This window comes from Salinivibrio sp. MA351, from assembly GCF_001996065.1.
GTDB lineage: Bacteria > Pseudomonadota > Gammaproteobacteria > Enterobacterales > Vibrionaceae > Salinivibrio > Salinivibrio costicola.
Map to the genome: position 1 here is coordinate 1 of NZ_MUFG01000012.1, position 22,225 is coordinate 22,225.

Annotated in this window: 22 protein-coding genes and 3 tRNA genes; 14 read left to right on the top strand and 11 right to left on the bottom strand. The window is 47.8% G+C overall.

Annotation, left to right across the window (positions count from 1 at the left end):
* The first annotated feature begins 81 nt into the window (after positions 1 to 81).
* From BZG78_RS08165 to BZG78_RS08175, 3 genes are read left to right on the top strand one after another with little or no spacing between them, the layout of a single operon-like run.
* On the top strand, positions 82 to 858 hold the full coding sequence (locus tag BZG78_RS08165; protein ID WP_077660910.1) for an ABC transporter substrate-binding protein: 777 nt from the start codon (positions 82 to 84) through the stop codon (positions 856 to 858).
* Positions 859 to 896: 38 nt separating this feature from the next.
* Complete coding sequence (locus BZG78_RS08170; protein ID WP_077460108.1) at positions 897 to 1,637, top strand: ABC transporter permease; 741 nt, start codon at positions 897 to 899, stop codon at positions 1,635 to 1,637.
* 6 nt (positions 1,638 to 1,643) lie between these two features.
* Positions 1,644 to 2,321, top strand: a complete 678-nt coding sequence (locus BZG78_RS08175) for an ABC transporter permease (RefSeq protein ID WP_021024004.1) — start codon at positions 1,644 to 1,646, stop codon at positions 2,319 to 2,321.
* A 119-nt stretch (positions 2,322 to 2,440) separates the two neighbouring features.
* Here BZG78_RS08175 and xthA read toward each other — a convergent pair whose 3' ends face one another.
* The 7 genes from xthA to BZG78_RS08205 all read right to left on the bottom strand — a co-directional run bounded on the left by xthA (position 2,441) and on the right by BZG78_RS08205 (position 9,240).
* The gene (gene xthA, locus BZG78_RS08180) at positions 2,441 to 3,244 is read right to left on the bottom strand and encodes an exodeoxyribonuclease III (protein ID WP_077460109.1); all 804 of its coding nucleotides are present in this window, start codon (positions 3,242 to 3,244) and stop codon (positions 2,441 to 2,443) included.
* A 131-nt stretch (positions 3,245 to 3,375) separates the two neighbouring features.
* A complete protein-coding gene (locus BZG78_RS15320; RefSeq protein ID WP_077460110.1) occupies positions 3,376 to 3,576 on the bottom strand; it encodes a hypothetical protein in 201 nt (66 codons plus the stop codon).
* A 494-nt stretch (positions 3,577 to 4,070) separates the two neighbouring features.
* Positions 4,071 to 5,435 (bottom strand): TrkH family potassium uptake protein, encoded by a 1,365-nt coding sequence (locus tag BZG78_RS08185; protein WP_077660911.1) that lies wholly within the window; start codon positions 5,433 to 5,435, stop codon positions 4,071 to 4,073.
* Between the two features lies 1 nt (position 5,436).
* Positions 5,437 to 6,090: a TrkA family potassium uptake protein gene (locus BZG78_RS08190; protein WP_021024009.1), complete on the bottom strand. Its 654-nt coding sequence runs from the start codon at positions 6,088 to 6,090 to the stop codon at positions 5,437 to 5,439.
* Positions 6,091 to 6,105: 15 nt separating this feature from the next.
* Entirely contained in the window at positions 6,106 to 7,566 is a 1,461-nt protein-coding gene (locus BZG78_RS08195) for a TrkH family potassium uptake protein (protein ID WP_077660912.1), read from the bottom strand.
* A complete protein-coding gene (locus BZG78_RS08200) occupies positions 7,559 to 8,263 on the bottom strand; it encodes a response regulator transcription factor (protein WP_021024011.1) in 705 nt (234 codons plus the stop codon). The genes BZG78_RS08195 and BZG78_RS08200 overlap by 8 nt, the downstream gene beginning before the upstream one ends.
* Before the next feature lie 2 nt (positions 8,264 to 8,265).
* On the bottom strand, positions 8,266 to 9,240 hold the full coding sequence (locus BZG78_RS08205) for an ATP-binding protein (RefSeq protein ID WP_242413001.1): 975 nt from the start codon (positions 9,238 to 9,240) through the stop codon (positions 8,266 to 8,268).
* Between the two features lie 265 nt (positions 9,241 to 9,505).
* On the opposite strand from BZG78_RS08205, the gene BZG78_RS08210 reads away from it, so the two are divergent.
* From BZG78_RS08210 to arsJ, 8 genes are all read left to right on the top strand, one after another.
* Complete coding sequence (locus BZG78_RS08210) at positions 9,506 to 9,838, top strand: metalloregulator ArsR/SmtB family transcription factor (protein ID WP_077660913.1); 333 nt, start codon at positions 9,506 to 9,508, stop codon at positions 9,836 to 9,838.
* Positions 9,839 to 9,902: 64 nt separating this feature from the next.
* Positions 9,903 to 10,961, top strand: a complete 1,059-nt coding sequence (gene arsB / locus BZG78_RS08215) for an ACR3 family arsenite efflux transporter (protein WP_077660914.1) — start codon at positions 9,903 to 9,905, stop codon at positions 10,959 to 10,961.
* Positions 10,954 to 11,517: a sigma-70 family RNA polymerase sigma factor gene (locus tag BZG78_RS08220; protein ID WP_077660915.1), complete on the top strand. Its 564-nt coding sequence runs from the start codon at positions 10,954 to 10,956 to the stop codon at positions 11,515 to 11,517. Before arsB ends, BZG78_RS08220 begins: the two co-directional genes overlap by 8 nt.
* 101 nt (positions 11,518 to 11,618) lie before the next feature.
* Positions 11,619 to 12,620, top strand: a complete 1,002-nt coding sequence (locus BZG78_RS08225) for a permease (RefSeq protein WP_077660916.1) — start codon at positions 11,619 to 11,621, stop codon at positions 12,618 to 12,620.
* Positions 12,621 to 12,629: 9 nt separating this feature from the next.
* Positions 12,630 to 12,863, top strand: a complete 234-nt coding sequence (locus tag BZG78_RS08230) for a thioredoxin family protein (protein WP_077660917.1) — start codon at positions 12,630 to 12,632, stop codon at positions 12,861 to 12,863.
* 177 nt (positions 12,864 to 13,040) lie between these two features.
* Positions 13,041 to 13,382: a metalloregulator ArsR/SmtB family transcription factor gene (locus BZG78_RS08235; RefSeq protein WP_021024015.1), complete on the top strand. Its 342-nt coding sequence runs from the start codon at positions 13,041 to 13,043 to the stop codon at positions 13,380 to 13,382.
* Positions 13,383 to 13,393: 11 nt separating this feature from the next.
* Positions 13,394 to 14,401 carry an ArsJ-associated glyceraldehyde-3-phosphate dehydrogenase gene (locus BZG78_RS08240; protein WP_077660918.1) on the top strand — a complete coding sequence of 336 codons (1,008 nt, stop codon included), beginning with the start codon at positions 13,394 to 13,396 and terminating at the stop codon, positions 14,399 to 14,401.
* Positions 14,402 to 14,482: 81 nt separating this feature from the next.
* A complete protein-coding gene (gene arsJ / locus BZG78_RS08245; protein ID WP_077660919.1) occupies positions 14,483 to 15,706 on the top strand; it encodes an organoarsenical effux MFS transporter ArsJ in 1,224 nt (407 codons plus the stop codon).
* A 45-nt stretch (positions 15,707 to 15,751) separates the two neighbouring features.
* Here the strand turns inward: arsJ and BZG78_RS08250 are convergent, their stop codons facing one another.
* A complete protein-coding gene (locus tag BZG78_RS08250) occupies positions 15,752 to 16,105 on the bottom strand; it encodes a DUF4168 domain-containing protein (protein ID WP_158011530.1) in 354 nt (117 codons plus the stop codon).
* Positions 16,106 to 16,317: 212 nt separating this feature from the next.
* Between BZG78_RS08250 and BZG78_RS08255 the strand changes: the two genes are divergently transcribed.
* Positions 16,318 to 17,286, top strand: coding sequence for a glutathione S-transferase family protein (locus tag BZG78_RS08255; protein WP_077660921.1), 969 nt, complete (start codon positions 16,318 to 16,320; stop codon positions 17,284 to 17,286).
* Between the two features lie 61 nt (positions 17,287 to 17,347).
* Here the strand turns inward: BZG78_RS08255 and BZG78_RS08260 are convergent.
* The 3 genes from BZG78_RS08260 to BZG78_RS08270 all read right to left on the bottom strand — a co-directional run bounded on the left by BZG78_RS08260 (position 17,348) and on the right by BZG78_RS08270 (position 17,645).
* A tRNA-Tyr gene (locus tag BZG78_RS08260) sits at positions 17,348 to 17,432 on the bottom strand.
* Positions 17,433 to 17,453: 21 nt separating this feature from the next.
* A tRNA-Tyr gene (locus BZG78_RS08265) sits at positions 17,454 to 17,538 on the bottom strand.
* 22 nt (positions 17,539 to 17,560) lie between these two features.
* Positions 17,561 to 17,645, bottom strand: a tRNA-Tyr gene (locus BZG78_RS08270).
* Positions 17,646 to 17,930: 285 nt separating this feature from the next.
* Between BZG78_RS08270 and BZG78_RS08275 the strand changes: the two genes are divergently transcribed.
* Together BZG78_RS08275 and BZG78_RS08280 are read left to right on the top strand one after the other, a co-directional pair.
* On the top strand, positions 17,931 to 19,052 hold the full coding sequence (locus BZG78_RS08275) for an efflux RND transporter periplasmic adaptor subunit (protein ID WP_077660922.1): 1,122 nt from the start codon (positions 17,931 to 17,933) through the stop codon (positions 19,050 to 19,052).
* Complete coding sequence (locus BZG78_RS08280; protein WP_077660923.1) at positions 19,052 to 22,201, top strand: multidrug efflux RND transporter permease subunit; 3,150 nt, start codon at positions 19,052 to 19,054, stop codon at positions 22,199 to 22,201. The genes BZG78_RS08275 and BZG78_RS08280 overlap by 1 nt, the downstream gene beginning before the upstream one ends.
* Positions 22,202 to 22,225: the final 24 nt, after the last annotated feature.

The following is a 22,225-nucleotide window of genomic DNA, read 5'->3' on the forward strand; positions in this document are numbered from 1 at the left end:
ATTAAATATAATTATCAATAGCATAACCATGCAATAGGGCCTTTGCCCACACAACATCGTTAAACGACAGGAGAAAGGAAGATGAAAAAATGGCTAGTTGCCGCCGCCGTGATGGCCGCAGTTGGGTCAACCTCCGTTGCAGCCAAGGATTGGAAGGTCGTACGTTTTGGTATTGAAGGCGCCTACCCTCCTTTTAGCTGGACCACAAACGAAGGTGATCTCAAAGGTTTTGATGTCGATATGGCCAATGCGCTGTGTGAGGAAATGCAGGCCAAGTGTAAGATCGTCGCGCAAGATTGGGATGGGATCATTCCGTCACTGTTGGCGCGTAAATACGATGCCATTATCGCAGCGATGTCGATCACAGAAGAGCGTAAAAGAAAGGTAGATTTTACCAATAAATACGCGTTAATCCCGAACAAGTTTGTGGCCGAAAAGGGCACGGATCTCACCTTCACCAAAGAAGGACTCGACGGGGTGAAAATTGGTGTACAGCGTGCAACCACACACGACAAATATCTTACCGACAACTATGGCGACGCGGTTGATATCGTCCGTTACGGTACGTTTGATGAGGCCTATCTTGATCTAAAAGCGGGTCGTATTGAATCCATTTTGGGGGATGCTTCCGCTTTGCAGCAAGGGCTTCTCGATAAAGAGGGTGGTGATGAATTTGAATTTATCGGTCCTTCTTTGACTGACCCTGAGTGGTTTGGCGAGGGCTTTGGGATTGCGACACGCAAACAAGACAAAGCGCTGACTGAGAAACTTAATCAAGCAATTGATTCATTACGTGAAWAAGGCGTGTATGACGAGATTGCTGCCAAATACTTCGACTACGACGTTTACGGCGAGTAAAAGGCAGGCGGGCAGCATGAAAGTGCTGCCCGAATCATATGATTGATTTGAAAGGTTACGAGTGGTCCCTGCTTGAAGGCGCATGGGTGACCCTTCAGGTTGCGCTATTATCACTGGGCTTGGCCATGTTACTCGGGATGCTCGGGGCGCTTGCCAAATTATCTAAATTGGGTTGGTTGCGTGGCATTGCGACCGTTTATACCACGGTGATTCGTGGGATCCCTGATTTGGTACTGATGATGCTGATTTTTTACGGCGGTCAAATGCTGCTCAATAACAGCTTATATGGCATGAATGAATGGCTCAATGAGTACATGGCAGGACAAAATCCCGATCATGACTGGACTGCCTATTTACCCGACTATATCGACGTTAGCCCGTTTATCGCCGGGATCCTAACCATTGGTTTTATTTTTGGTGCTTACATGGCTGAAACCTTTCGGGGGGCCATCATGGCGGTCGACGCCGGCGAGATGGAAGCCGCGCGCGCCTATGGTATGAGCAGTAGTTTGGCGTTTCGCCGCATCTTGTTGCCACAAATGATCCGCCATGCGCTGCCAGGATTTGGTAACAACTGGTTGGTACTGTTAAAAACCACCGCGCTGGTGTCCATTATTGGCTTGGATGACATGGTACGTAAAGGCGCGTTGGCAGCCGGCTCGACCCAAATGCCATTTACGTTTTACTTTACCGTCGCGCTTATTTTCTTGCTCTTTACCAGCATCTCGACCACCGGGCTGCGTTGGATGGAGCGTCGCTTTAGTATTCATACGCGGTAGGTGACTATGGATTTTTCACTTGTACTCGAAACATGGCCGATTTATCTCGATGGCCTTTGGACGACCGTATGGCTGGTGGCCTCCGCGTTAGTGATTGGTTTGCTGGTGGCCGTGCCTGTCGCCGTGGCGCGCAATGCACAGTTTCCCCTTTGGCGTTATCCGGCGTGGGCGTTTATTTACTTTTTTCGGGGGACGCCGCTACTGATCCAACTGTATTTGATTTACTACGGCCTAAGCCAAGTGGTAAACGTTGAAGATTCGTTGTGGCAACATGCATGGTTTTGTGCGCTCGTCGCATTCGTCCTCAACACTGCAGCGTATACCGCTGAAATTATTCGTGGCGCCATCAATGGCTTACCCAAAGGAGAAGTGGAAGCGGCGATTGCCTATGGCATGAGCCCGTATAAAGCCTTTTCGCGGATCATTCTACCCAGTGCGATGCGCCGTGCTTTACCGGCATACAGTAACGAAGTGGTATTTATGCTTCACGGCTCAGCGGTGGCAGGGATTATCACCATTGTTGATCTCACTGGGGCGGCTCGGATTGTAAATTCGCGTTATTATGCGCCCTTTGAATCTTTTTTGACCGCGGGTGTGTTCTATATGGCGCTGACATTTAGCATCCTATGGATGTTCCGCTTAGCAGAGCGTCGCTTTTTACGTCATATGCGGCCTTTGAGCTAGCTGTTATAGGCATATCACAAAATGACAAACGCCGCAGCATAGCCATGCTGCGGCGTAATAATATTAAGCGGCGTCTTAAGCGATATTGTTAAGCGCGCTTGCGCGGCCAATTCGAGGGCTTATTTAAAGGTGGCCCAAATTGGCGCGTGATCGGAGGGTTTTTCAATGCCGCGCAGCTCGTAATCAATCCCCGCATCAATACAGCGGCTGGCAAGATCTTGGGTGGCTAACACCACATCAATGCGTAAGCCACGGTTATCATCAAAACCGCGCGAACGGTAGTCAAACCACGAGAACTGATCATTCACCGCTGGATGTAGGGTGCGGAAGGTATCCACGAAGCCCCAATTCATCAACGTCTCTAACCACTCACGCTCTTCAGGTAAGAAAGAGCACTTACCGGTGCGTAGCCAGCGCTTGGCATTGTGATCGCCAATACCAATATCGTCGTCTTTAGGGCTGATGTTGATATCGCCCATGACCACCAGGTGTTCGCTGGGATCACGACCCTCTAAATAGGTCATCAAATCTTGGTAGAATTTACGCTTGGCAGGAAACTTGGTTTCGTGGCTACGGTTTTCCCCTTGGGGAAAGTAACCATTGAGAACGGTGACAGGTTGGCCATTTTCGCCTTCAAACGTGGCCATAATCATACGGCGTTGGGCGTCTTCATCATCGGTTGGAAACCCTTTTTGTACGCTGATTGGCGACTTTTTGCATAGCATCGCCACACCATAGTGCGCTTTTTGGCCATGAAAGTGTACTTCATAGCCCATGGCTTCGACATCGGCGAGTGGAAAGGCATCATCGTGCACCTTGGTTTCTTGCAACCCGATCACGTCAGGCTGGTGTTTTTCAATTAAGGCTTGCAGTTGATGTAAACGCGCTCGAATACCGTTGATATTAAAAGAGATGATTTTCACGTGTGAGGCTGCCTTTGTTGTCTTATTGATAGTAAGACACTTTACCAGCTTCGTTCAATGAACGGAAAGGCGGCCTCAATGCAATGCTCGGCGTATGGTGACGAGGATGCGTGGTACGTAATGGGGGGAAATTAGCTTGCGATCGAAAAGGCGCCTAAGCACTCACCTTGACTAAAAATCGCGCCTTCTTGGGTGCAGGGGTCAAAACGCAGGGTAGGTTGAGACAAAACAGGAAGACGATGAAGCAAATGCTTGAGGATAATATCCCCGTTAAACTGATGGATCACGACCTGCCAGTTGGCAAGATTAGGAAGAGCAAAATTAACTATCAATGGCGTTCCTTACTGATTTAAATGTGGTTGATGGTGTTTGTGGTTGTGTTTGCGCACGGCGCAAATGATACCAGTGACGCAGTCTGCCGTTTGTTGCAGCCATATTGGATCTCCATATATTTAACAGATCGTGGTGCTTTACAGTTTGTGCTGCTTAATAAGTCAGCACGTTGTCAGTCAAGCTATTACCACAAGTAAAGTGATACCAGCGCATCGGTTTTTGCAAATAAACAGCGTGGTAGCAAATAAAGTGTTCAAGTTAACGGGTTATCAATGTAGGAAAAAAGCGAAAGTGGAATACTGCAGAGAGTCTATGCGGGAAATAGCGTGGTCTGTCTCGACTTTGACTTGATGTCTTATGATGCTCCGTATCTAGAGCTTTAGCCACACTACAGCATTTTTTTACGATGTAAAGGGTTTTAACCAATAATTCTTTGGTATTGACGACCACCAACGCGGCACATCAGCACCGCGTTAATGATTCTAGCGCTCGCTTATCCTATCGCCAGCTTTGTCTCGGCATAGCGTAGCTTTTTCTTTCTTGGGCTGGCTAAAAAGTAAGCCAAAGTTAGCGGACCCAGTCGGCCAGCAAACATCATAAAAATGATAATAAACTCACCTACATCAGATAATGACCCAGTGAGTCCTCGTGAAAGGCCTACCGTTCCTAATGCGGACACGGCTTCAAACACCACATCCGTCATTTCTGCGCTTTCACTCAACAACAAGCAAAAAATAGCGAACCAAGTCATCCCTATCGAGATAAGAGACAGTGCTAACGCTTTACTGACGGTGTCTCTGGCTATTTCACGCTTATAGACGTAAATCGCTTCATCACGACGTAAAAATGCATATGTTGCCAAAACAAGTACCATAAAGGTGACGACTTTTATGCCACTAGCGGTACTTAGCGATCCTCCTCCAATAAACATTAGCACCAAGATAATGGCGGTGGTTGCATCCTCGAGCTGATCAATAGCCAATGTATTAAAGCCAGCGGTACGCGGTGTTACTGCTTGAAACCACGAAGCAAGCCATTTTCCAGATTCACTCAAGGGAGCCAGTGTATTGGGGTTGTCGTATTCAATGAGGTAAATGGCAATTAACGCTACACCATTAATTAAACATGTCCCTATGATCATCATTTTGCTGTACACCGTGAGTTTTGACCAACGCCGATGACGCCGCAAGTCGATCCATACGGTAAAGCCTAAGCCCCCGATAATAAAGAGCGCAGTAATGGTCAGATTGACTGTAATATCATCGACATATGGCATTAGGCTATCGGCGCTGAGGGCAAACCCTGCATTATTAAATGCACTAATGGTGTAAAAAAAACCGTGGAATAAGCTGTCACTCCAACCTAGCTCGCCCTGCCAGCGCAGTGTGAGTATTGCCATCCCAATCACTTCAACCAGTAGCGCGAAAACAAGTACCGACTTAGCTGTTGACGTTAACGTTGAGGCATCTGTCTGATTGAACGCTTCACGCGCGACGGTTCGTTGTAAAAAACCTATCCGTCCGCCCAACGCAATTAACGTCACAATGGCAAAGGTCATTAAACCCAGCCCACCACACTGGATAAGCAGTGCAATCACCGTTTGCCCAAACATAGTGAACTGGGTACCTGTATCAACAACAACAAGCCCAGTGACTGTCACTGCTGAGGTTGCTGTAAATAGGCTTTGAATCCAAGAGATAGGCGCAGTCGTTGCGAAAGGCAATTTTAAAAGACATGTTCCTAATAGAATCAACAATGCAAAGCTACCACTTAGAATCAGCGGTGGTGCACCTAACAGTTTCTTACCCGCTTTCGGTTTACGCTCTACGGGGCTAACAGAGGGATGCCATAACACCATGTCACACTAACCTCGGGGCAATATATTTCAGTTCGGCTCGGGTTCCACACAAAAGTAATTGATCGCCTTTACGCAATTCAAAGCCTGTATCTAACCCCGTGATTACCTCTTGACCGCGCTTAACCAGCAATGGCGTGATGCTGGTCCGCGCATCGCCAAGTGCATGTGCAATTGTCCTATCATGAAGTTTGGGTTTTATCTCAATTTCTACAACGTACAAGCCATGACCAATGGCAAGATAATTATTAACCATTGGATAGTTTAAAGACTGGGCAACACGTATGCCCATTTCTTCTTCAGGATGAATAATACGAGACACGCCCAATTTAGAGACAATCGTATGGTGCGCTTTGGTACTGGCTTTAACCCAAATCTCTTTGACACCTAGGTTCTTTAACGCAAGCGTACACAAGAGACTGGATTGCATATCTTCTCCAATCGCGACAAGCACAGCATCACTATTTGCTAAATCAAGTTCGCGTAGTGCATTTTCGTCTGTGGAGTCACAAATAACCGCTTGGGTCAAATCTTCCACATATTGCTCAACCATTTTAGAATCTTTATCGACACCGGTAACGGTATGACCAAGGTGAATAAGCTCGAGGCTCGCTGCGATACCAAAACGACCTAACCCAATGACAGTAAAATGTGCCATAGCATGATAACCTTATTATATTTTCCAAAAATGGGGTAATAACATAGCTAGAACCGTAAAGTACTCTAGCCGACCAAGAATCATTGCCAAATTAAGCAACCATATCCCAATATCACTTACAGGCTGGAAATTGCTACCTACATCACCAAAACCAGGGCCTAATACATTAATACAAGCGACAACAGCAGTGAACGATGTCCAAAAATCAAGCCCAGTCATCATCATTAAAATCGTAAACACAACCGTGGTTAATACTACCAATGACATAAACGCCATAATGGCATTGGTAACATCAGACGACACGGCCTTATTTTGGTATCGAATTGGGATCACTGCACGCGGATGTGAAAGCTGTTGGATTTCACGACGTATCACTTTAAATGTGATGATATCTCGAATGATTTTATTACCACCTGCTGTTGAGCCAGAGCAGCCGCCAAGATAAGCACAGAAAACTAAAAACAATGCAGTTGCTGCCGGCCATGCACCTAAATCAGCAGCGCCGTAACCAGTACTGGTAATAAAAGACACGACATGGAAAAGTGCAAAGCTTACCGAGGATGCCAATGATGGGTAAGTTTCGGTTTTATAGAGATAGAGGCCTAACACACTCCCCAAAAAAAGAACAATGAGTACGAATATTCTGGCTTCTTCGTCTTGAATGTATAACTTCACGCCTCTTGCACCGCGCTGAAAAACACGAAAATGCAAACCAAAGTTGATAGCCCCTAATAGCATAAAAACATTAGCAATCATTAAAATGCTATGGCTTTCAAAGTACCACATGCTAGCGTCATGCGTTGAAAAGCCACCGGTAGAGACGGTTGTAAAGCTGTGGCCTATGGCGTCAAAGAGAGACATGCCTGATACGTAATAAGAAAGAGCGCACAATGCCGTAATAGATAAATAGACTCCCCATAGATAATGGGCGGTTTTTGTGATCCGAGGAGAAAGCTTGTCGTCTTTTATTGGGCCAGGTGTTTCTGCTTTAAGGAGACGCATTCCGCCGACATTGAGCATCGGCAAGACCGCCACAACAAAAATAACAACACCGAGCCCACCCATCCATTGTAGAAATTGACGATACATTAAAAAAGAAGGCGGCATTGCGTCTAGGCCTGATAAAATCGTAGCACCTGTTGTGGTTAATGCACTGATAGATTCAAACACCGCATCAGTAAAGTTAACGCCGGTCACTGAATAAATGGGTAATGCACCGAGAATACCAGTGACAACCCAAGTCAAGGTTGCAAAAATAAGTGCTTCTCTAAATGCTACATTATCTAGTGTTTCTCTTCTGAAGAAGAATGAGATCAAAAACGACATAAACAATATTGCGATGGCTGGGCCAAAAAAAAGTTTAGATATATGATCGTTAAATAAAAAAAGCGACAACAGGCCAAATACAAACTGGACAATGCCCATCCATAGAATGGGCATCGATAATAAACGAATGGTGCTTTTAGGGTTAATCATGGTCATCCTCGTTAACACAAAGGCGATAACCAATGCCAGGTTCCGTTTTTATTATGTTGTGTTGACTCGCGTCCTTACATATCTTTTTTCTTATTTGACTGACTAAAACACGCAGATAATGGTTGTCTTGCCTGTGTGTCTCACCCCAAATTGAGATGAGAAGGTCATCTTGTTTTACTAAACAGCCGTTTCCTTCCATCAGTATTTTCATAAAATGAAACTCTTTCTTCGTTAACGAGACTAAACGAGAGTGATACCAAAATTGATGGCTTGACAAAGATAGACTTAACTCACCACACTGAATGAGGTCCTCGGTTTTCTTTGAAGGCGCGATTAAATCTCTAACGAGTACTTTTATTCTGACAATGAGCTCTTTCACGCCAAATGGTTTGCTTATATAATCATTCGCACCAGCTTCGAGTAACGTAATTTTCTCTTCTTCCTGATCGCGCGCGGTGAGAATAATAACCGGTGTTGTATGTCCTTTTTCTCGAATGTAATTGAGTAAAGAAACACCTTCTCCGTCGGGTAAGCCTAAATCCAAAACAATCACATCGGGGGACTGATGCTGAATAACACTTAATGCGCTCTCTAATGAATATGCACCGAGATAATCAAACCCTTCTGCATTCAGTGATATTCGTACAAATGTATGGATTTGTTTTTCATCATCAACCAATAATACGCGGTATGCCATCATTACTCTCCACCATCCACAGGCAAACGAATTCTCATTAAACAGCCTATTTCTGAGTGTGCTAACTCAATCCTGCCCTGATGTGCCCGTATAACTCCATTAGCAACCGCCAGCCCCAGCCCTGATCCACTGTCGCTTTTTTTATCCTCGTGCGTTGTATAAAAAAGATCAAATATCTTATGTGCATGTTTTAGGGGGATCCCTTCACCCTGATCTTTTATATCGATGTATATACTATTTGATTGACTATATACATGGATAGTCACAATGGTGTTTGCCGGAGAATATCTTAAGGCGTTATCAATAATATTAAACAGGGCCTGTTCTATTAGTGCACGGCTGACCGGCACAGTAGGAGATTCAGTGCTGGTAATTTTTACTCGTTCAGGCTCATGACACCGAGAGACAGAAACATTGATAACATCGATGATGTTTTCAGCGTTTTTATTGATCACTAAGCTACCGTGTTGCAATTTAGTTGCTTGCAGCAAGTTCTCTATGTAGTGATGTAGGCGGTGGCTTTCTTGCGTCGCGCTATCGAGTAGCTCATTTCTTTCTGTATGCGACAGTTTATTCATATACGCTTGCAACGTTGTCAAGGTACCAATAATTGTCGCTAACGGGGTACGTAAGTCGTGTGAAACGGAGAGTAAGATGCTATTTCTTAATCGGGTTTGCTCTAATTCATCACGTTGTTGGCGGTAAAAGTGTGCTATGTAACTTGTCACGCCAGCGACCAACATAAATACCACCAAATTAATGACGTCAGTGACGTCGCTCATTTGTAAAGAAAAGCGCGGGGCGGTGAAAAGAAAATTAAAGCTCAGTGCTGCCACTAAAGATATCGGCACAGCCAGAGAGGGGCCGGATTGCAGGGCAACAATGGCCACGGCGAGTTGAAGAAGCAGTAATACGGCAATCGTCACTGGGAAGAAGGCATTCAATCCCCAGCAAAGTAGGAGAGTGACGCCGAGCATACTAAAAGATGCCCACACAGGGTATCGACGAAGAGACTGTAACATTCTCGAAGCTCACACCATTCACGAAGGCCCGTAATGTATCAAAAACGTCGCCATTCGCCGCGTAAAAAAAGCGTAAAGTCTATTCGAGTGATGGCAAAGAGGTAGAATTTTTCGACGAAACCACGCTCTTTTTAATTAATCATTATTTACCAGTGCCCAGATTGACATATGGAACTCCATATATATGATATGCCATATGTATGCAAAGTAGACTATAGCGATGTGTGACACCCTAACATTTTATAAAGCCTTATCTGAGCCCACTCGGCTGATCTCTCTATTGCTGCTCTCACAGCATGGTGAGTTATGTGTATGTGATCTGATGGAGGCGTTAGCCCTGAGTCAACCCAAGATTTCTCGACATTTGGCCGAGCTACGCAAGCATCAGTTAGTCGTCGGAGAGCGTCGTGGTAAGTGGGTCTATTACCAATTACACCCAACCTTACCTGAGTGGATGCGCGGTGTTTTGCGCACCACAGCCATCAATAACCCCTCGCTTCTGAGCTCTGTCACGCCTGTAATGCAGGGCAATACGGCTTGTGGACATCATTAATAGGTAGCGTGTCCCATCAGCAACACGAGTGATTCAACGTCAGCAATAACCAAGGATTTGTCTTATGTCTCAATCTGAAACCTGTGCACCGTCGGCCGCGCAAAAAATGGGATGGCTCGATCGGTATTTAACCGTGTGGATTTTTCTCGCCATGGCCATTGGGGTCAGTGTGGGATGGCTTTTTCCCGACGTTGCGACCATCAGTGAACGCTTATCGGTCGGGAGCACCAATGTACCGCTGGCGATTGGCTTGATTTTCATGATGTACCCGCCACTGGCAAAGGTAAATTATCGTTTACTAGGCTCGGTCACGCGCGATAAAAAAGCCATTACGCTGTCGCTGATCATGAACTGGGTGGTGGGTCCTATTCTGATGTTCACACTGGCGGTGCTGTTTTTACGTGATGAGCCAGGGTATATGGCGGGAGTGATATTAATTGGCCTTGCACGCTGTATTGCCATGGTCTTGGTGTGGAACGACATCAGTGGTGGCAATAAAGAGTATGGCGCGGCCCTAGTGGCCCTGAATAGCTTATTTCAGATCCTGACCTACAGTGTGATGGCATGGCTATTTATCACCGTTTTACCTCCTATGCTGGGGTTACAAAGCTATGTGGTGGATGTGACCATGGGGGACATCGCGCAAAGTGTGCTGATTTATCTGGGTATCCCTTTTTTGGCGGGCTATCTATCACGTACCGTGCTGGTCGCTAAAAAAGGTGAACAATGGTACGAAGACGTCTTTTTGCCACGTATTTCCCCGATAACGTTAATCGCTTTGTTGGCGACCATTGTGTTGATGTTTAGCCTAAAAGGGGAGGCGATTATTGCGTTGCCGCTTGACGTGTTACGTATCGCCGTACCGCTGGTAACTTACTTTGTGTTGATGTTCTTTATTAGCTTCTTTGTGGGTAAAAAACTGGGGATCCCCTATGACCGCAACGCATCAATTGCGTTTACCTCATCCGGTAATAACTTTGAACTGGCGATTGCGGTGGCGATTGCGGTATTCGGCATTCACTCTGATCAAGCCTTTGCAGGAGTGATTGGGCCGCTGGTGGAAGTACCGGTGTTGATTGCCTTAGTGAATGTAGCGCTAAGAATGAAACGGCGCTATGACTAGTCAGTTGTCTTCAACGTCTACGACGCCATGCTTGCTTGAAGCATGGCGTGATTATGAGTCGTTGCTCTATCGCTGGCTGATTAAACAAACGCATGATGACGTGTTGAGTGCGGATGTATTACAGGAAACCTTCCTCAAGGCATTGCAACAAAATGAGCAATTTTGCGCGGTGCAACAGCCGCGCGCCTGGTTGTATCGCACCGCCCATCATCTGTTGATCGACAGATATAGAAAACAAAGTAAAACATTACTTGTTGCGGATCCTGAACCACTTCCCGAGAGCTACGATGCGCCGCCAGCTATTACTGGACTCATGGCGTGTTTACCCAAAGCGTTGCGGCGCTTACCAGACGATCAACGTGATGTGATAGAGCAATGTGATCTCGGCGGCGTCACTCAGCGTGATTATGCCGATGCTCATCAACTTTCACTGCCAGCTGTTAAATCACGTATTCAGCGTGCGCGACAGCACTTACGTGAGATACTGCTGGTACAGTGTAATATTCAGTTTGATGATCACAATCGGGTATGTTGCCACTTGCGAGATTCAGACTGATTTTTTTTTGCATCCTTTTTAGCCCGTGTCCGTCTTATCCATAACGAGCGCTGATGACCTTCAAACCACCGGCGCGCTAACAAGCGATAAGAGGACGCATTATGTTTGAAGTCTTTACCTATTTTGCCGATTGGCTCGTTTATCAACTCATTGGGCTATCACCAGATACTCGACTGGGTGAGGCGATTCACTTTTTTATTGAAGACACCACCAAAATCCTCGCTCTATTGATCGTGATGATTTATCTCATTGCGCTTTTGCGCGCGTCGCTCAATGTTGAGCGCGTCCGTGACTATTTAGCCGGTAAAAAGCGTTTCTTCGGTTATGCCTCGGGAAGCTTTTTCGGCGCCATAACACCCTTTTGTTCATGTTCGAGCATTCCTGTTTTTCTTGGCTTTACCTCCGCAGGGATCCCGCTTGGCATCACTATGGCCTTTTTAATTACTTCACCATTAATTAACGAAGTGGCCATCTTGCTTTTATTTAGTCTTCTGGGATGGGAGTTTACGCTTGCATATGTCGCATTGGGGATCACTATTGGCATCGTTAGTGGCTGTTTTTTAGATGCCATCGGCGCGCAGCGCTGGTTACAGCCATTTGCGGCTAATGCGATGGAAAAGGCGCAAGCAAAACCTGACACTTCGACGCATACTCAGCCCTCTAACACATCGGAGATAACGCTGAATGCTCGCCATCAATTTGCTAAGCAAGAAATGAAAGGCATTGTTAGCCGCATTTGGAAATGGGTGTTTATTGGTGTGGGCATTGGTGCCGCATTGCATGGCTTTGTGCCTGATGGCTGGATCGAATCCCATTTAGGGGCCGGACAATGGTGGTCGGTACCTGCCTCTGTCTTTATCGGGATCCCACTGTACTCGAATGCGACAGGCGTTATCCCAATCATGGAAAGCTTACTACGCAACGGCTTGCCGCTGGGAACGACCCTGGCGTTTTGTATGAGCACTGTTGCGGCCAGTGTCCCTGAGTTTGTGATGTTAAAGCAGGTGATGCAGTGGCGCTTACTCGCGATCCTGTTTGCTCTTTTACTGACCGGGTTCACGGTTACAGGATGGGTATTTAATTTACCTTTTTGGCAATTTTAGGAGAAAACAATGAAACAATTTAAAGTTCTTGGATCAGGCTGTGCCAATTGCACCCATACAGCGGAAAAGATCGAAGCGATTGCGGCAGACCAGAGCGTCGACGTTTCAGTTGAAAAAATCACCGATCTTGAAACCATGATGGCTTATAGCGTGATGTCGACACCGGCGGTAGTGATGGATGAGCAAGTCATACACGCAGGTGGTGTACCCAGTGACGATACCATTAAACAATGGCTTATCTAGTCAATGGAAGACTAACGCGTTTTAAGGTACTCAAGCAGTCTAATGGGCTGCTTTTTATTGATCCACAAAAACTGTGAAGTTTTTATGACAGTTTTCCTCGGTGCTTGCATTTCTGCGCGTGAATTATAATATACGTATATCCATATGTTCATTTAATAAAGCGTAATGAGAGAGCCTATGTTGCCTCACCAGTTTTTCAAATTGTTAGCGGATGAAACGCGCGTGCGGTGTTTGCTGCTCATTGCTCGTGAAGGGCAGTTATGTGTGTGCGAGCTCACCGAAGCGCTGGATACCTCACAGCCTAAGATCTCACGCCACTTGGCACAACTGCGGGCCAGTGGGGTGTTGGTTGATACGCGCCAAGGGCAATGGGTGTTTTATCGCTTAGCCGCTGATTTACCGGGCTGGATGCGCAAACAAATTCAGGGCTTAGTTGATTCCAACTGCCTAAAAGACACTTATCAAGAAGATATCACGCGGCTTGCCAAGATGGCGTCACGCCCCACCTGCTGCGTGTAAAGGAGAGAGTAATGACAATTAAAGTCGGGATTAATGGATTTGGTCGAATTGGTCGTTTGGCATTACGGGCTGCATTTGATTGGCCAGAGCTCGAGTTTGTGCACATTAACGATGTGGCCGGTGATACCGAAACGCTGGCGCATTTGCTGGAGTTTGATTCGGTACAAGGGCGTTGGCATCACGCGGTGAGTGCGGAAGGCAATCGCGTGCAGATTAACGGCCAAACATTAACGACAAGCCAAGAGAAAGCGATTGATGCAGTCGATTGGTCAGGTTGTGATGTGGTGATTGAGGCAACCGGAAAACACCGTGACGCGGATTTGCTACAACAATACTTGGACCAAGGCGTGAAGCGCGTAGTGGTCTCTGCACCGGTCAAAGATGAGCGTGTGGCGAATATCGTGGTGGGGGTTAATGACGCGATTTTTGATCCGAGCAAACATCGAATTGTTACTGCGGCGTCGTGCACCACGAACTGCCTGGCACCGATTGTGAAAGTGATCCATGAAAAACTGGGAATTGCGCAGTCAACCTTCACCACCATTCATGATTTAACCAATACCCAAACGATTTTAGATGCGCCGCACAAAGATTTACGTCGCGCCCGTGCGTGTGGCATGAGCTTGATCCCGACCACCACAGGATCAGCAACGGCCATTGTGGAAATTTTCCCGGATCTAAAAGGCAAGATTAATGGCCATGCAGTGCGTGTCCCGCTCGCCAATGCGTCACTGACGGATGTGATTTTTGATGTGGAAACCGATACCACCGCCGACGAGGTGAATGCACTGTTGCAACAGGCCGCGGACGGCGAGCTTAAAGGCATTCTTGGCTTTGAGGCGCGTCCTTTAGTCTCGATTGATTATCGTGGCGATCAGCGCTCTACCATTGTCGATGGGCTGTCCACTATGGTGGTGGGTAAGCGTATGGTCAAAATCTATGCGTGGTATGACAACGAAATGGGGTATGCCACGCGCACCGCTGAGTTGGTGCGCAACGTCGGTCTTATCGATCAGTAAGTGATGCTTGTTAACGGTGGCGGTGCATACAGTGCATCGCCTTTATTTACCGCTTTTATCAAACCTAAATAGATGGCCACTATGTTTGCTCAATTAAGCCAATCTGTGCGCCAGTACATGCTGGTTACCTTTAACTATTGGAACTTCACCATCACCGACGGCGCATTGCGCATGTTGGTGGTGCTGTACTTTTATGACTTAGGCTACGGCACCTTAGAAATTGCCTCGCTGTTTTTGTTTTACGAATTCTTTGGGGTAGTGACCAATCTTGTCGGCGGCTGGTTAGGGGCTCGATTAGGGCTTAACCGCACCATGAATATTGGCCTAGGCATGCAAATTGTGGCGCTTACTATGCTGGCGGTACCCGCGGCGTGGCTCACCATCCCTTGGGTGATGGCGGCACAAGCGCTATCTGGGATTGCGAAAGATCTCAATAAAATGAGTGCGAAAAGTGCGATCAAAACCCTGGTGCCCGATAATGCACAGGGTGCGCTGTTTAAGTGGATTGCGATCCTCACCGGCTCTAAGAACGCGCTCAAAGGGGCAGGCTTTTTTGTCGGTGGCGCACTGCTGTCTTTCATTGGCTTTCAATACGCGGTGGCAGCCATGGCCGGTGTGCTGACTGTGGTCTTTATTGGCAGTGTGGTGTCACTAAAAGCGGATTTAGGTAAAGCCAAAAGTAAGCCTAAGTTTTCAGAAATATTTTCCAAGTCGCGCAGCGTCAATATCCTCTCAGCGGCACGCATGTTTCTCTTTGGTGCGCGAGACGTGTGGTTTGTCGTCGCCTTACCGATTTATTTGGGCAACACATTCGGTTGGAGCCATAGTATGGTCGGTGGCTTTCTTGCGCTGTGGGTGATTGCCTATGGTGTGGTGCAAGGGATTGCCCCAAAAATTACTGGGCGTCAAGCAGGGCACTCACCGGGTGGTAAAGCAGCGTTAGGTTGGGCAGGTTTATTGGCCGTGGTGACGGGTGTTATTGCTTACGCAATTGGCGAGCAATGGTACCCACAAGCGGTCATCATTGTCGGATTAATGCTGTTTGGCGTTATTTTTGCGGTTAACTCGTCGCTGCATTCTTACTTGATTGTGAGCTATGCCAAAGGCGATGGCGTGTCGTTGGACGTGGGCTTTTACTATATGGCCAACGCGATGGGGCGATTAATTGGCACGGTGTTGTCGGGCTGGGTTTTCCAAGTATGGGGATTAGCGGCCTGTTTGTGGGTCTCGTTCGTCTTCTTGTTCATTACGACGGTGATTTCGCTGTGGCTACCTAGATCGCACGTCTCGGTGGCTCAAACCTAAACAATAAGGGCAAGAGAATACACTTGCCCTTGTTCCAAGCTATATTTACTCATTGATCATGTTGCTGATCTTCTTTTGCAGTTCTTTATCTTCACGCGCTTGACGAAAGACATTGTTATATTCTTCAATGGATAGGCCTGTTGCCTCAATGGCTTGCGCCATTTCTTTCTGCGTCTCCGCCATTAGTGCTTTAGCTTGCTCTTCATCACTGATGCTCTCGAGCTTACTTTGATAGTCTTTAGATATTGAAACAACCTGTTCAGCCGCTTCAGCGTAGCTGCTCACCACTTGGTCAGTCAGCTGATCTGCCGACATTTCGGTTGTCTCATTGGCAGCGAAACTTGGCAGACTGGCTGCAACAACAAACGCAAAAGATAGGGTCGCTAATAAACGTTTCATCAATTTTCTCCTTTTATTCATCGCTATTCACAGTAGAGGACATGGTGAGTGAAGGTCAAACGCGAAAAAGGCGATTAAGAAAGTTCTAACAAAATCATGACATTCTCAATGTCGGAGCCATTGCTCAGCTTTTTCGAATAACTCCAACAATCGGGTCTGCCGACATTTCTATTGTTGCTTCATATACTGCACATAGAAAGAAAGGAGGACCTATGGGAAAACTGATTGACGGTATTTGGCACGATGTGTGGTATGACACCAAAGCATCAGGCGGGCGCTTTGTTCGTGAAGATGCTGGATTCCGACATTGGATAACCGCGAGCGGTGAAGCCGGCCCAAGCGGGGATGCTGGCTTTAAAGCAGCGTCCGATCGTTATCATCTCTATGTATCTCTCGCTTGCCCGTGGGCACATCGCACCTTGATTATGCGTCATTTGAAAGGGCTTGAGCCTCACATTGATGTCACTGTCGTTGCGCCCGAAATGTTGGAGTATGGCTGGACGTTTTCCGAGCCCGAGCCTTTATACGGGTTTGAGTACGCTCACCAGCTTTACACGCAAGCCAAACCTGACTATACCGGCCGGGTCACTGTGCCGATTTTGTGGGATAAGAAAACCCAGACCATTGTCAGTAATGAATCGGCCGATATCATTCGGATGTTTAATTCGGCCTTTAATGCCATTACGGGGAATGATGACGATTATTACCCAGAAAACCTGCGTGCAGCGGTAGATCAGTGGAATGAATTTGTTTATCCGAACGTGAACAACGGCGTGTATAAATGTGGCTTTGCCACCGAACAAGCGGCTTATGAAGACGCCTTTGATCAGCTATTCAGTGCATTGACGGTATTGGACGATCATCTGAGTCGCAACCGCTATCTGGCTGGGAATCAGATCACAGAAGCAGACTGGCGATTATTTACCACTTTAATCCGCTTTGATCCTGTGTACGTGGGTCACTTTAAATGTAACAAACAACGTATCGCCGACTACTGCAATTTGTTCTGCTATATGAAAGAGTTATTTCAAGTGCCAGGCGTGGCAGGAACGGTCGATATGCACCATATCAAAACCCATTACTACTACAGCCACGGCAACATTAATCCGACGCGCATTGTGCCTAAAGGGCCAGAGCAAGATTTGTGGTCGCCGCATGGGCGGGCGGCCTTGACTGGATAACGAATAGAATGTGTTGTTTCGCACAACGAACAAGGGCCAGCAAATGCTGGCCCTTTAAAAATGGTGGTGGAGGAAGGATTCGAACCTTCGAAGGCTGAGCCGTCAGATTTACAGTCTGATCCCTTTGACCGCTCGGGAACTCCACCACGGAGTCTTGCTTTATAAAATGGTGGTGGAGGAAGGATTCGAACCTTCGAAGGCTGAGCCGTCAGATTTACAGTCTGATCCCTTTGACCGCTCGGGAACTCCACCACGGAGTCTTGCTTTGTAAAATTGGTGGTGGAGGAAGGATTCGAACCTTCGAAGGCTGAGCCGTCAGATTTACAGTCTGATCCCTTTGACCGCTCGGGAACTCCACCACGCGATTGAGGCGAATCTTACCAAACCGATTGGAGCTGTAAAGGGTTTTCTTAATCTCAGAATGCGGTTGGTGTTTTTTTCAACGTCTTGCGTCCAAAATCAGCGATAAGCGTTGTTTTTATCGCTTTTTGAAACCTGCCTGAGTTTTCACAGTCTGAATGCTATGTAGCTAAATCTCGAATTTGGATGTAATAACGATAAAAAACAACGTCTTTACAATTCTTTAAGGACAAAAAAAAGTAGATCAGTACACTGGTGCTATTCAAATAATAAGGTGTCATGCAATGAAAAAATGGATGCTATTGGGCGTCGCTGTGTTGGCGGGGATCGCGTACTGGCAGTTTGGTAACTCGGCGCCATCGACCGACGAGACATCTGCGCCACCACCAGGCGCTCGCTCTGTGGATGTGATGACCGCGCCGGTAGAAACCCAGTCTGTTTCACCGTCTCTGTCGTTAGTGGGAAACGTCAAAGCTCATCAACAGATCAGTATTGAATCGGAAGTGTCGGCACGGATTGAAACCGTCCATGTGCAGCCGGGGGAAACGGTTGAAAAGGGCGCACCTTTGGTGACATTTAACCGTGCTAAAGCCCAAGCGGCTGTGTTGGAAGCGTCGGCCTATCTGAATGATGAAATGCGTAAACTTAAAGAATACAACAAGCTGGCGCAGCGCGGAGCATTGACGCAAACCGAGTTGGAAGCACAACAAGCCAGCGTCAACATTGCCAAAGCCCGTCTGCAGTCGGCGCAATCTGATTTAGATGATCATCGCCTAACCGCGCCATTTTCCGGGCGTATCGGTTTGTTTGATCTTAGCGTCGGTCAGCGTGTGGACATCGGTGAAACCTTGTTCAGTCTCGATAATCTGTCGCGTATGAATCTGGATATTCAAGTCCCAGAGCAGTATTTCAGCCGCTTATATCCTGATATGCCAGTGGTAGTGACCTCCCAAGCTTGGCCGGACAAAACGTTCAATGGTGAGATTCGGGTCGTGGACTCTCGTATCAATCAAGACGCGTTATCTGTTGGTGTCCGGGTCGCGTTGGATAACCCTGAAAGCCAACTGCAACCTGGTATGCTGATGGAAGCAAAATTGGCCTTACCACAACAGCAAGCGGTGATTGTCCCGGTGCAAGCGCTGCAGTATTCCGGCACCCGTCGCTATGTGTTTCGTGTTGATGATGAAGGTATCGCCCATCGTACCGAAATTACCCTCGGTGCACGCATTGATAACCAAGTGGTAGTGAGTAAAGGACTTGAACCGGGGCAAAACATCGTCATACAAGGCTTGGTGAACATGCGCGATGGCGCACAAGTATCAGTGTTAAATGCAGAAGCGCCTAAACATCAAGCTGATGATCAAAGCCGTGTCGATGAGACCGCATCTGAGACGGAGGCCAGCTAATGTGGTTATCTGATGTGTCGGTGAAGCGGCCGGTGATGGCGGTGGTTTTGAGTTTACTGCTATGTGTGTTTGGTGCTGTGTCTTTTTCGACGCTCTCTGTGCGTGAGATGCCGGATATTGATAGCCCTGTGGTGAGTATTTACACCGGATATTCGGGCGCGTCGGCAAGCATTATGGAAAGCCAAGTCACACAGTTGATTGAAGATGAGCTGTCCGGCATTAGCGGTATTGATGAAATTACGTCAGTCAGTCGTAATGGCTCATCGCGTATCACGGTGGAATTTAACCTCGATCATCCACTGACTGAAGGCGTGAGTGATGTGCGCGATGCGGTGGCGCGTGCGCAAGGTGGACTGCCCGATGATGCCAATGATCCGATTGTGTATAAAGATAACGGCACCGGTGAGGCCGCGATATACATTAATCTTGCCTCATCGGAAATGGATCGCAACCAGCTCACCGAATACGCCCAGCGCACCCTGGAAGATAGATTCAGTTTGATCTCCGGCGTAAGCTCGGTCGATTTATACGGTGCGCTGTATAAAGTGATGTATGTGAAACTGGATCCGACGCAGATGGCAGGACATGGCGTCACGACCCAAGATATTCTCGATGCATTGCGGGAGGAAAACCTAGAAAGCCCGGGCGGGGAAATCCGCAATGACGTGATGACCATGCCGGTGCGTAGCGATCGTTTGTATCGTGATGCGGAAGATTTTAAACAGCTGGTGATACGAACCACAGCCGATGGCACCGCGATTTATTTGTCGGACGTGGCGGACGTGGCGATTGGTTCACGCAATGAAGATGCGACCTATAAAAACAATGGTATCAACAACTTGAGTTTGGCTTTGATCCCACAATCCGATGCCAATCCGCTTGATATCTCTGATCGTGCCCATAAGCTCGTGGATGATATGCAGGCGTTTCTCCCTGAAGGCACGCGTCTGTGGGTCGATTATGACACCACCATATTTATCGAGCGATCGATAGAGGAAGTGTACAGCACGCTCTTTATTACTGGTGCGTTGGTGGTGCTGGTATTGTATATCTTTATCGGCCAAGCGCGTGCAACACTGATTCCCGCGGTGACCGTGCCTGTGTCATTGATTTCGGCCTTTATCGTTGCCTCAGCATTGGGGTTCTCGATTAATCTTCTTACCTTAATGGCGCTGATCTTAGCGATTGGGTTAGTGGTGGATGATGCCATCGTGGTGGTCGAAAATATCTTCCATCATTTACAGCAAGGCGATAAACCCTTGGTGGCCGCGTACCGCGGGGCGCGAGAAGTTGGTTTTGCGGTGATTGCGACCACGGCGGTGCTGGTGATGGTGTTCTTACCCATTACCTATATGGACGGCATGATAGGCAAGCTATTCACAGAATTTGCGGTGATGCTGGCCGTGACCGTGTTGTGTTCATCCTTGATTGCTCTGACGCTGACGCCCGTGCTGGGCAGTAAGTTACTGCGCTTAAATGTTTCATCCAGTCCGGTCAACCGCATTGTGACACGTGGGTTTGAGCGGCTTGAAAGCTATTATCGGCGCGCTTTAGTGCAGGTGCTGCGCTGGCGTTGGATGGCCCCAGTAGTAATCCTACTTTGCCTTGGTGGCAGTGGGGCGTTAATGCAATCTTTACCGTCTCAGTTGGTGCCGCAAGAAGACCGTGGTGTACTGTTAGCCTTTGTGAAAGGCGCTGAAGGGACGGCTTATAACCGTATGGTGGGCAACATTGAGCAAATTGAACAGCGCTTAATGCCACTGGTGGAAGCGGGCACCTTGAGTTCGGTGAGCTTGCAGACGCCCGCGTTTGGTGGTCGTGCCGGCGATCAAACCGGCTTTGTGATCATGCTTTTACCGGATTGGGATGAGCGCGACCGTTCAGCACAAGCCATTCTCGGAGAAGTGCGTCAGGTACTGAATGGCGTGCCAGATGTGCAAGTGTTCCCGTTTGCCCCTGGTTTTGGCGGTCGAAGCTCTGAGCCGGTGCAATTTGTACTCAGCGGCCCAGACTACCCTGAGTTGCATCGCTGGGCTGAGACCTTAGGTGAAATGAGTCGTGATGCGGGCATGATTGATAGCCCGGACTATGACTACAGCCAAAATACGCCTGAGCTAGTCGTCAAAGTAGACCGCCGTCGTGCGTCTGAACTTGGCATTTCGGTACGGGACGTCTCCGACACCTTGGAAGTCATGTTAGGTGGTCGCGCGCAGACCAGCTATGTGGATCGCGGTGAAGAATATGATGTGTATGTCCGTGGCGATGAAAATGCGTTTAGCAGCAAGAGCGATCTGAGTCGTATCTATATGCGCAGTCGTAGTGGTCAATTGGTCTCGCTGGATGCGGTAACCACGGTGGAAGAAACCGCCTCTGCGCAGCGTCTAAGCCATACCAACAAGCAAAAATCGATCACCTTATCGGCGCACTTAGGTGAGGATGTGACGCTCGGCCAAGCACTCGATTATCTCGACTCCGCGGCGGCCGAGACGCTGCCAGCTGATATCTCGGTGGGCTACTCGGGCGAGTCGAAAGATTTTCGGGATAACCAAACCAGTGTGCTGGTGGTGTTTGGTTTAGCCCTCTTGGTATCGTACTTGGTGTTAGCGGCGCAATTTGAAAGCTTTATCAACCCCTTGGTAGTGATGTTGACGGTGCCCATGGGGATGCTAGGTGGCTTTTTAGGTTTGTGGCTGACCAACCAAGGGATCAATATCTATAGCCAAATTGGTTTGATCATGCTGATTGGGATGGTGACGAAAAACGGTATCTTAATCGTGGAGTTTGCCAACCAATTGCGTGATCGTGGTATTGCATTTGAAAAAGCGATTATCGATGCGTCAGTCCGTCGCTTGCGACCGATTTTGATGACGGCGTTTACCACCTTGGCAGGGATGATCCCGCTGATCCTGTCAACCGGGGCGGGGGCAGAGAGTCGTATCGCGGTTGGGACGGTGATCTTCACCGGCATGGCCTTTGCGACCTTTGTCACCTTGCTGGTGATCCCAGCGATGTATCGCTTGCTCTCGGTACATACCCATTCGCCTGAGTATGTGGCGCAGCAATTAGATAAAGAGCTGGCAGTGGAAACCGTGCATCGGACCAGTCATGGTGAGTTTGATACCCATCCGCATGATGAGCCGCGTAAATAGCCGCTGTTGTATGCTCGATACAAA